Below are 9,581 nucleotides of genomic sequence, written 5' to 3' on the forward strand. Positions count from 1 at the left end.
GATCGTCACCCGCGCCCATTCCAGCCCGCCTTCGACCGGCAGGACATCGCCCCAGGTCGGTTCGGCGACCAGCACCGCCTTGGCGAGCTTGCCCTTCTTCACCGCGTCCATGGCGCCGAAGCCGCCGGCTTCCTCATCGACGACCGAGTGGATGGCGAGCCGGCCCTGCAGCGTGATGCCCGCCTTGCGGATCGCGCGCGCGGCGGCGATGCAAGCGGCGACGCCGCCCTTCATGTCGACGGCACCGCGGCCATAGAGCCGGCCATTGGTGATTTCGCCGCCGAACGGATCGACCGACCAGTCCTTCATCGCGCCGACCGGCACGACGTCGATATGGCCGCACAGGATCAGGCTGCGGCTCTCGTCTCCCGCCCATTCGCCGACCAGATTGGGCCGCCCGGGCAAGGCATCCCATTGCTCTGTCCTGAACCCGTCCTGCTTGAGGATCGGTTCGAGCAGCGCCTGGACATCCGCCTCGCGGTTGATCGCCGGATTGGGCTCGAATTTGGGGTTGACCGAAGGGATGCGGACCATGTCGCGGGTCAGGCCGATCAACCAGTCGCGATCGGTCTCGATCTCAGCCTGCACGGCGTCGATGAAGGTCTGGTTGTCGGGCATTGTCGCTTCCTTTTCTGCGTCGCGGCGCTTTGCATCGCTGCACTGCGCGCAACGACACTACTTCCTTGTGGTTTTGGATTTGGCGGCGTCGTCGGCCGATGACGATAGGACGGTATCGAGCGTGACCGCATTGGCGCTGCGGATCTTCTCGATGTCCTCGATGCGCTTGCGCACCCCGGCGCCATGGCCCTCCAGCGCGTGGGCAAAGACGGTTTCCATCTGGGCAACGGCCGTCGCCAGCGTGTCGAACGGCGAGTTGGCGTCGATCGCCGCGACCATGGTCAGGTCCGCTATGTCAGATATCGGCGACAGCCAGACGTCGGTGAACAGCAGGATGGAGACGCCGCGCTCCTTGGCCTGCTGGGCAAAGCTCACCACGTCCGACTGGTAGCGCCGGTAATCGAACACGACGAGGAGGTCGCGCTTGCCAAGGTCGATCAACAGGTCGAAATCGGCGGGACTCAACGAACCGATGTCGCGCACGCCGGAGCGGAACTGCAGGAGATAGCCGGCCAGCATGGAGGCGATATGCCGGCTGAACCGGCCGCCCAGCAGCACGACCTGGCCCTTGCTCTCGAGCAGCATGTTGACAGCGCGCGTGTAGGCCTGCACCGGCACAGCCGTGCGCGTACGCTCCAGGCTGTCGGAAACCGAATGGAAATAGGCAAGTGCGGTGCCTTCGCTGGAGCCGCCCGGACGCTTGGCTTCCATCATCAAAAGCGGCGAATGCAGCCTGGATTCGACTTCGGTGAGCAGGCGTGCCTGGAAATCGGCAAAGCCGACATAGCCAAGCTTGGTCATCAGCCGCGTCACGCTCGGGTCGCTGACGCCGGCGCGCCGTGCCAGCCGGGTTGCGGTGCCCAGCCCCGACATTGGGTAATCGGCGAGCAGGACCTGGACGATCTTCTCTTCCGCGGAGGTGAACGCCACGGTCGTGTTGGCCAGTTCTTCGCGGATCGACATGGTCATCGCCTATCGCTGACGGAAGATGATTATCTTACAATTTTGTGAAATGGTGTCAAATCTGGAAAAAGTTTTACAGGATTGAATCTAGCCGCGTAGATCGCCCGCATCCGCCAGAATCCAATCCTTGCTCACTGCCATATGCACTTTCGATCTCGCTTGAGTATCTTGGCGGCGAGCCTGGTTCTCACGGACCCCGTTCCGGGGCCGGTTGTTACGGACGTGAAGTGAGGGTCATAACCTCAATCCAAAACCCCATCAAAGCGTCATTGGTGAACTGGTGCCCGCCGAACACGGATCGTGACAAAGCTGAACTGGCATTCGAACTTTTTCGCCAGTTGATGCATCTTAAGCCCATGGGCTACGAAACTCATATCGTGCCGAGTGATGCCGAACTGGCCCTTGCCGCTCGGGGCGGCGATTGTGGTTGCCTCGGCCTGCTGCTGGAACGTCATCGCGCACGGCTCTATGCGATAGCGCTGAACATGCTCGGCTATGGGTCGGACGCCGAAGATGCTGTGCATGAGACTTTCCTGATCGCGCTGAGGCGCATCGGCGAACTCAAGGATCCGCAAGCCGTCGGTGGCTGGCTTCGCACTGTGTTGCACCGCTGTTGCCTGCAACAATTGCGTCGAAGACGACGCGAGATCTTGACCGCCGACATTCCAGACCGCCCAGACGAACGCGCAAGCATTGAGGAGCGGCTGGAGAAAGTCGCGCTTCGCGAATGGGTTTGGGACGCCCTACGCAAGCTTCCCGAGCCGCTGCAGGCTACCGCCATGTTGCGCTATTTCGGAAGCTATCAGTCTTACGAGGAACTGGCCGCCATTCTGGGTGTCCCGATTGGGACGGTTCGCAGTCGTTTGTCGCAAGCCAAACGCAAGCTTGCCGAGATGCTGCTGGAAACGGCGGGCCTTGCCGACACAGAGGCTCGCTCGCAGTCTCGCGAGCGCCAGCGATTCTACTCCGAAATTTTCAATGGGCTCAACCAGCATGGCGAGCGTGACCGCTTCCTTGGGCACTTTGCAGAGGACCTGCATCTTGTCCGCGGGACGAGCAAACCAGTGCTGGGTCGCTCATTCCTTGCCTGGGAAGTCGACGCCGACACGGAAGCCGGCGTCCGCCTGGAACCGCAGCGCATTCTCAGCGCCAGCCAGGTCACTGTGATCGAGGGACTATTCGTCAATCCGCCGGAAGACCCTTTCCACTGCCCGCCGGGTGTCGTCCTGGTGATCTTTCAGCGAGACGGCAAGGCCCGACGCTTGCATCTTCATCTTTCGCCGCGTCCGCCTAGAATCGAGGACGACTGATCGAACTTTTTCTCCCGTCCGTGACTCCTTACAGCACGCGGGCATCATCTGGCCCGGACGCAAATGGTTCCAAAGAGGAGAGAGATCATGTTCGCCTTCGCAGTTTCCCATGTTGCTTCCATTGCACACCACGGCGAGCTCGGGCCCAGCCGCTCGCGCCGCCTCCTTCACACGGCGTTCGCATCGACTGTCGTCTGCGCCACATTGTTGTCATCAGGCTTAGGCTGGGCCGGTCAAGCTGAGGTCGACGCCACCTATAAGGACGTCGAGCGGACGCTCGGCTCGGTGCCGACCTTTCTCCATCAGGTTTCAAAAGCAGCGCTGCCGGGCGCCTGGGCAGAGGTGAAGGCTCTGCAGTTCTCCAGCGAAACCGCCCTGCCGCCGAAGGTCAAGGCCCTGATCTCGCTCGCCGTCTCCGCACAAATTCCCTGCCAGTATTGCATCTGGGAAGACACCGAGAGCGCAAAACAGGCGGGCGCAACGGAGGACGAGATCGAAGAGGCCGTCGCTATCGCCGCTCTGTCACGGCACTGGAGCACAATCTTCAACGGCATGCAGGTCGACTTTGAGACCTTCAAGAAGGATCTCGGCGGCGACGCTCAGGCTGCCGCGCCTGCCAAGTAGCGCGAGCCTTGTCGGCACATTGTCGGAATTGGGGCCAGGCCGCGGCAACCGTCGTCGGCATCCGCGGACCGGAATAGGGAGTGGAATTCTCATTTTATAGGGAGGTAAAGATGCCAGTAGTCTTCGGAGAAACCGTCAGCACAGTCAAAGATATCGTGTCCGTGCTAAAGAAACACGGTGACGCGGTGCGTGGCACCTATCGTGCCCGCTACCGCTTCGACCCGCAATCAGGCGATCCTTACACAACACCGCTACTGGAGCGACCGGCGAGCCTCAAGGACAATTCGCCGACCGCCGTCTTTCCCTGGGAGCAGATCTTTGCCGCGGCGGCTGTGTGCGCCGGCTCGGATTATCCGATGCTGGCAGCGCATGCGGGGGTCGATCTTCGTTCGGTCGATTTCATCGCGGAAGGCGTGTTCGACCCGCGTGGCGAGTTCGACGGACTTGATGGGCTCACGGCGCCCGTGGACGCCCGGCATTGCTACGTGTCCCTGCACCTCAGCGCGACCGTGTGTTCTTCGGCGCCCCGCGCCGATCTGGAGAAAATTCATGAGCGCGCGATCTCGCACAACATGGTGCTTGGCGCCCTTAGAGGAATTCCCATGACCAGCGAGTTGGTGATTCACCAGGCGTGATCCGTGTCGCAGAACTCGCCCGCTGGGCGGCCTGTGGCTTAGTCCCGCCGGTTGCGGCCGGCGGGGCCAAATATGCCTCGTGCACGTTTGCGCCGCCACCACGATCCTGGCAAGTTCGCGGGGCGATCTGCTCGAAAGGCAACGGATGGCGGCCGACAGCAACGAGCCGACTGCCCGCTGCAGTAGCGCGCTGCTCGCCAAGTGTCATAGCGCGGAAGGGTTCGGCATTGCGAATCCCGTGACCGCCCCGGCCATCGATATGGCGCAACACATTTCGACACTGGATCGAACGGTGCTTTCGCCCTCTATTTGAAACTGGCGATGGGCAGGAATTTCACCGCGGAGCCGGTGAAGCGGCGGTGATCGGACGTCCGTCCCCGCGGTTGGAATCCATCGAGATAGACATGCTCCGGCGCCGTGCGGATGAAATTGGCGGCAATCATGGGCGTCCCTGTTGATGCGGCCCCACCGGCAACAGCGCGATCTGCCTCGGAATCGGGGCGCCGCTGGACACGGTCGGCCTTGGGGTTCGCCCTGACGCGATCTTCTGGCTTTGACGCAGGCGCCGCGATCCGCTCGCCGGCCAGCCCGTCGTCGGGGTGATGCATGGCCAGCAAGACACCGATGGCATCGCCAGATTTGGCTGCTTCCAACTGGCGCGTCGGGCTTGACTGGCTTTCCGGCCGCCATGTCGGCAATGGGACGTTGAGCGCCATCATCTCCGGCGCGACGCTCGTGGCAGCGGCATCGGCATTCGCAGCGTCCGGCTTGGCAACGGCCAGCTCGGCCTGCGCCGTGGACGCGCCGGCGATTGCCAACGGTGCGGCTTCCGGGGTGGGAACGGGTGCCGTGAACTCGGCTCGCGGTGCGAAGGCCGGCAGCGGCACTGAGCCCGGTGCCATCGCCATGACGATCGCTTCAGGCGTCTTCCCCTTCTGCCCGGCAAGCGGTTCTTCGCCTGGATCGCTGGCAGCAATCTGGATGTCCGCCCGCTGGGCATCCTGCGGCGGCACGATAGCGATACCCTGTCCAGCCGGTCTGGGTTCGACGGACCTCGCCGGTTTGCGTGGCGCCGGCACCGCTTCCGCGACATCGTCGGACTCGTCTGCGCCGCCCCCGCCCAAGAGCGTCGCCAGCAGGCCACGCGGCCTGCGTTGGCCGCCGTCGACGCTTGCCAGCTCGATGTTGGGCGTGCCGGCGCCCTTGCGCGATTTGTAGGCGGCAAACGCCTGCTCATAGCCGGGCAGCGGTTTGCCGTCGCTCGGCACATGCAGTGTGTTGCCGTTCGGAAATACCCTGGCGAGTTCCTGGCGGCTGATGCCAGGCCAATGCCGCACATTGCCGACATCCATGTGTATGAAAGGCGAACCGGAGGTGGGGTAATAACCCACGCCGCCGCCCTGCATTTTGAGGCCGATGTCGCGCAGCTTCTTCAGCGGCACATCCGGCAGGAAGAAATCCATCGCGCGGCCAACCATGTGTTGGCTCTCCCGGGCCACGCCCTTCGAGCGGCTGCGCAGCATGGCGTTCGTCGCCGGCGAACGATAGGCGCTGACCACATGGATATAGGCTGTCGAGCCGCTGGCGCGATAGGCCTGCCAGACAAGATCGAGCAGGCGCGGATCCATCTTCGTCGGTTCGTTGCGACGCCAGTCGCGCAGCATGAGATTGATCTTCTTCAATCCCGCCGGATCATAGCGCCCATTGCGCTTGAAGACGATTTCAGCCTTCTCTCCCGTATGGAGATGTTGAATCCTCAAAGCACGCGTCTCCGCGAACGCGCCGGTAGCGCACAGGCAAAGGAACGCTGCGATGATGGCAGGCAGGGTCCAAAGACGGGAAGCACCGGGGGCGTTTTGCACGTTTTCGCTCACGTTCATGCCTTGCACGTTCTTTTGTTTCGGGCGATTTAGATTTCCGCCCAGATCAGGAGCCTTTCGGCCCTCTTCCTGACAAGCATGGATCTGACCGGCGAAGACGGGCATCCATGCCACAATACGTCATGTCGATGAATAGCATCTTGGTTAATGAATCGTGTCTTGCCGGAATGCGCTTCGGCTGGATTTGCCTGTGGCAGCCATTTTCTGAAGCAATGAACCGCTGATCGGGTCTGCCGGCACGAGGGCCGCGCCATCCCATGTACCCGCCTCGCCCTCGCAAATGCAGAGGACGATCGTGCGGCAACAGGGATGTTGGAAACTGGTGCTGCGAGAGAGGATTGAACTCTCGACCTCTCCCTTACCAAGGGAGTGCTCTACCACTGAGCTACCGCAGCCGCTGATGGCGGGGCTTCTGCCATATCGAACCGGCAAGCGCAAGGCCAAGTGCAACGCTTCTGTGAAAGGCTTTGCCGGATGGCTTTTAATGACATGGCAGTGCCACAATGTTGGCTATCCCTGAACAGCAAGCTGGTGGGTCGCCGGCGGGATGGGGCGATGGACGACAAGACAATTCCAGTGAAAAAGGATGGTCCACCGAAAAGCAGCGCAACAATCCGCAAGGATCGGCTCGCCGAGCAATTGCGCGCCAATCTGCAGAAGCGCAAGGCGCAGTCGCGCTCGCGGCGGACCGGCGAGGCCGACCTGCGCCCGGACGGGCTCGCTGCATCGAAGAAAATACAAAAAGATTAACTCAAATAGGTCACTCTTGGCCTGGGGTGGGCGAAATCCTATTTCTTGAACCAGATTGGCCAATGGTCTAGACGGGCCGCTACTCAAACGATTGAACCGGCCCTTTTTTGGCCGAGAGGGACGTTCTTCCATGGATCGCATCAGAATTGTCGGGGGCAACAAGCTCTCCGGAAGCATTCCGATCTCGGGCGCGAAAAACGCGGCGCTGCCTTTGATGATCGCCTCGCTTTTGACCGACGACACACTGACGCTGGAAAACGTGCCGCATCTGGCCGATGTTGAGCAGCTGATCCGCATCCTGGGCAATCACGGCGTCGATTATTCGGTCAATGGCCGCCGCGAGAAGCAGAATGAGGGCTATTCGCGCACCATCAACTTCTCCGCCCGCAACATCGTCGACACCACAGCGCCCTACGAGCTGGTGTCGAAGATGCGCGCCTCGTTCTGGGTGATCGGCCCGCTGCTGGCCCGCATGGGCGAAGCAAAAGTGTCGCTGCCGGGCGGTTGCGCCATCGGCACGCGGCCGGTCGATCTGTTCCTCGAGGGCCTCCAGGCGCTGGGCGCTGATATCGACGTCGACACCGGCTATGTCATCGCCAAGACCCGGAATGGCCGCCTTGTCGGCAACCGCTATATCTTCCCGAAGGTCTCGGTCGGCGCCACCCATGTGCTGATGATGGCCGCGGCACTCGCCAAGGGCGAGACGGTGCTGGAAAATGCCGCCTGCGAGCCCGAGATCGTCAATCTGGCCGAGTGCCTCAACGCCATGGGCGCGAAGATTTCCGGCGCCGGCACGCCAACCATTGCCATCGACGGCGTCGAATCGCTCTCCGGTGCGCGCGTGCGCGTCATTCCCGACCGCATCGAGACCGGCACCTATGCGATGGCCGTCGCCATGACCGGCGGCGACGTCGTGCTCGAAGGCGCGCGTGCGGACCTGCTGCAGACCGCACTGGACGTGATCGCCCAGACGGGTGCGGAGATCACGCCGACCAATTCCGGCATCCGGGTGAGGCGCAACGGCGCCGGCATTTCGCCGGTCGACGTGACGACAGCACCCTTCCCGGCCTTCCCGACCGATTTGCAGGCGCAGTTCATGGGCCTGATGACCATGGCCAAGGGTAAGTCGCGCATCACCGAGACGATCTTCGAGAACCGCTTCATGCATGTGCAGGAACTGGCGCGGCTCGGCGCTCACATCACGCTTTCGGGCCAGACGGCGATCGTCGACGGCGTGCCGAAGCTGAAGGGCGCGCCGGTCATGGCGACCGATCTTCGCGCCTCTGTCTCGCTGGTCATCGCCGGCCTGGCGGCGGAAGGCGAGACCACGGTCAACCGCGTCTACCACCTCGATCGCGGCTTCGAGCGGCTGGAAGAAAAGCTGTCCAACTGCGGTGCGGTGATCGAACGGATTTCGGCGTAGCCCGCGACCTCGGCTCCTCTCTAGCAACGCAGGAGATTGGCGAAATCCTTCGCGGCAGCGTCCTTCTCCCCGTCACTATCCGGGGAGAAGTGCCCGGCAGGGCGATGAGGGGCAGCGCAGAGCTGCAGCTGCTGGTGCGGTTGCACCGATCGCCAAGACCGCCTAACAGAAGGCTGAACAATCAACCTTCAGGTGCGAAATCCGTATGACCGCCCTTAAGCTTATCGCGCTCGACGACCAGGATCTGAGCATCGTTTCGGCTCATGTCCAGGATGCCGTGCTGAAAGTCAGCGACCTCGAATTCCTCCCCGCGGCCAAGCGTTTCCTGCTGACCATGAACCGTTTCGTCTGGGAGGCAAAATCCGGCCTGTTTCGCCAGCATAATGAGCGACGGCAGGCCGTGCTGCATTTCGACCGCGTGCTCGGGGCCAAGACCAGCGGTATTGACCGCGACAAGCCTGCCGAAGTCCTGTCGCTGCTGGCGATCAGCTTCATCGAGATCAGCAAGCCGGCCGGCATCGTCGAGCTGATCTTCTCGGGCGGCGGTGCGATCATGCTCGACGTCGAGTGCATCGAGGCCCGTCTTGCCGACATCGGCGGGGCGTGGGAAGCCACCTCGCGCCCCATCCACAAGGCCTGAGCGTCCGATGGCCATCACGCTTCGTCAGTCCGATACCGATTTCGAGCAACGTTTCGCCGCCTTCCTCACGACCAAGCGGGAGGTCTCCGCCGATGTCGATGCCGCGGTGCGCGACATCATCGCGCGCGTGCGCGCGGAGGGCGACGCGGCACTGATCGACTATACGCGGAAATTCGATCGCGCCGATTTGACCGGCCTCGGCATTGCCGTGTCTAAGGAAGACATCGCAACCGCCTACGAAACGGCCGACCCAAAGACGATCGAGGCGCTGGAGTTCGCGCGCGACCGCATCCGCTCGCATCATGAACGGCAGCGGCCGAAGGACGATCGCTATACGGATGCCGCCGGCGTCGAGCTCGGCTGGCGTTGGACGGCGATCGAGGCCGTCGGGCTCTATGTGCCGGGCGGTACGGCGAGCTATCCGAGCTCGGTGCTGATGAACGCCGTGCCGGCCAGAGTGGCCGGCGTCGAGCGCATCGTCATGGTCGTGCCGGCGCCGGGCGGCATCATCAATCCGCTGGTGCTGGTGGCAGCGGACATATCAGGCGTGTCCGAAATCTACCGCGTCGGCGGCGCGCAGGCGATCGCCGCCCTCGCCTATGGCACCGAGACAATCCGGCCGGTCGCCAAGATCGTCGGCCCGGGCAATGACTTTGTCGCGGCAGCCAAGCGCCAGGTTTTCGGCACCGTCGGCATCGACATGATCGCCGGGCCGTTGGAAGTGCTTGTCGTGGCCGA

General features: G+C 62.7%; 10 protein-coding genes and 1 tRNA gene. 7 read left to right on the forward strand and 4 right to left on the reverse strand.

What is annotated here, in order from left to right; genetic code table 11:
- Together EN925_RS10660 and EN925_RS10665 are read right to left on the reverse strand one after the other, a co-directional pair.
- Positions 1 to 618: M20/M25/M40 family metallo-hydrolase (locus EN925_RS10660; RefSeq protein ID WP_128336520.1), on the reverse strand; the 618-nt coding region annotated here is incomplete at its 3' end.
- A gap of 57 nt (positions 619 to 675) precedes the next feature.
- A complete protein-coding gene (locus EN925_RS10665) occupies positions 676 to 1,581 on the reverse strand; it encodes a MurR/RpiR family transcriptional regulator (RefSeq protein WP_127366532.1) in 906 nt (301 codons plus the stop codon).
- A 227-nt stretch (positions 1,582 to 1,808) separates the two neighbouring features.
- Here EN925_RS10665 and EN925_RS10670 point away from each other — a divergent pair, with 227 nt between their 5' ends.
- The 3 genes from EN925_RS10670 to EN925_RS10680 all read left to right on the forward strand — a co-directional run bounded on the left by EN925_RS10670 (position 1,809) and on the right by EN925_RS10680 (position 4,150).
- The gene (locus EN925_RS10670; RefSeq protein WP_164753405.1) at positions 1,809 to 2,891 is read left to right on the forward strand and encodes a sigma-70 family RNA polymerase sigma factor; all 1,083 of its coding nucleotides are present in this window, start codon (positions 1,809 to 1,811) and stop codon (positions 2,889 to 2,891) included.
- A gap of 87 nt (positions 2,892 to 2,978) precedes the next feature.
- Entirely contained in the window at positions 2,979 to 3,515 is a 537-nt protein-coding gene (locus EN925_RS10675) for a carboxymuconolactone decarboxylase family protein (protein WP_024504783.1), read from the forward strand.
- 110 nt (positions 3,516 to 3,625) lie between these two features.
- A complete protein-coding gene (locus EN925_RS10680; RefSeq protein ID WP_013530204.1) occupies positions 3,626 to 4,150 on the forward strand; it encodes an OsmC family protein in 525 nt (174 codons plus the stop codon).
- A gap of 305 nt (positions 4,151 to 4,455) precedes the next feature.
- On the opposite strand, the gene EN925_RS10685 is transcribed toward EN925_RS10680, so the two are convergent.
- Together EN925_RS10685 and EN925_RS10690 are read right to left on the reverse strand one after the other, a co-directional pair.
- Positions 4,456 to 6,030, reverse strand: a complete 1,575-nt coding sequence (locus EN925_RS10685; RefSeq protein ID WP_127366533.1) for a DUF882 domain-containing protein — start codon at positions 6,028 to 6,030, stop codon at positions 4,456 to 4,458.
- Between the two features lie 320 nt (positions 6,031 to 6,350).
- Positions 6,351 to 6,425: transfer RNA gene (locus EN925_RS10690), tRNA-Thr, on the reverse strand.
- 160 nt (positions 6,426 to 6,585) lie between these two features.
- On the opposite strand from EN925_RS10690, the gene EN925_RS10695 reads away from it, so the two are divergent.
- From EN925_RS10695 to hisD, 4 genes are all read left to right on the forward strand, one after another.
- On the forward strand, positions 6,586 to 6,780 hold the full coding sequence (locus EN925_RS10695; protein WP_013530202.1) for a hypothetical protein: 195 nt from the start codon (positions 6,586 to 6,588) through the stop codon (positions 6,778 to 6,780).
- Between the two features lie 130 nt (positions 6,781 to 6,910).
- Positions 6,911 to 8,203 carry a UDP-N-acetylglucosamine 1-carboxyvinyltransferase gene (murA, locus tag EN925_RS10700; RefSeq protein WP_013530201.1) on the forward strand — a complete coding sequence of 431 codons (1,293 nt, stop codon included), beginning with the start codon at positions 6,911 to 6,913 and terminating at the stop codon, positions 8,201 to 8,203.
- A 205-nt stretch (positions 8,204 to 8,408) separates the two neighbouring features.
- Positions 8,409 to 8,843: a DUF2948 family protein gene (locus EN925_RS10705; protein WP_013530200.1), complete on the forward strand. Its 435-nt coding sequence runs from the start codon at positions 8,409 to 8,411 to the stop codon at positions 8,841 to 8,843.
- A gap of 7 nt (positions 8,844 to 8,850) precedes the next feature.
- A partial coding sequence (gene hisD / locus EN925_RS10710; RefSeq protein ID WP_128336522.1) for a histidinol dehydrogenase occupies positions 8,851 to 9,581 on the forward strand: 731 nt, incomplete at its 3' end.

It is taken from the genome of Mesorhizobium sp. M7A.F.Ca.US.006.04.2.1 (genome assembly GCF_004022915.1).
In the GTDB taxonomy this organism is placed as follows: Bacteria; Pseudomonadota; Alphaproteobacteria; order Rhizobiales; family Rhizobiaceae; genus Mesorhizobium; species Mesorhizobium ciceri.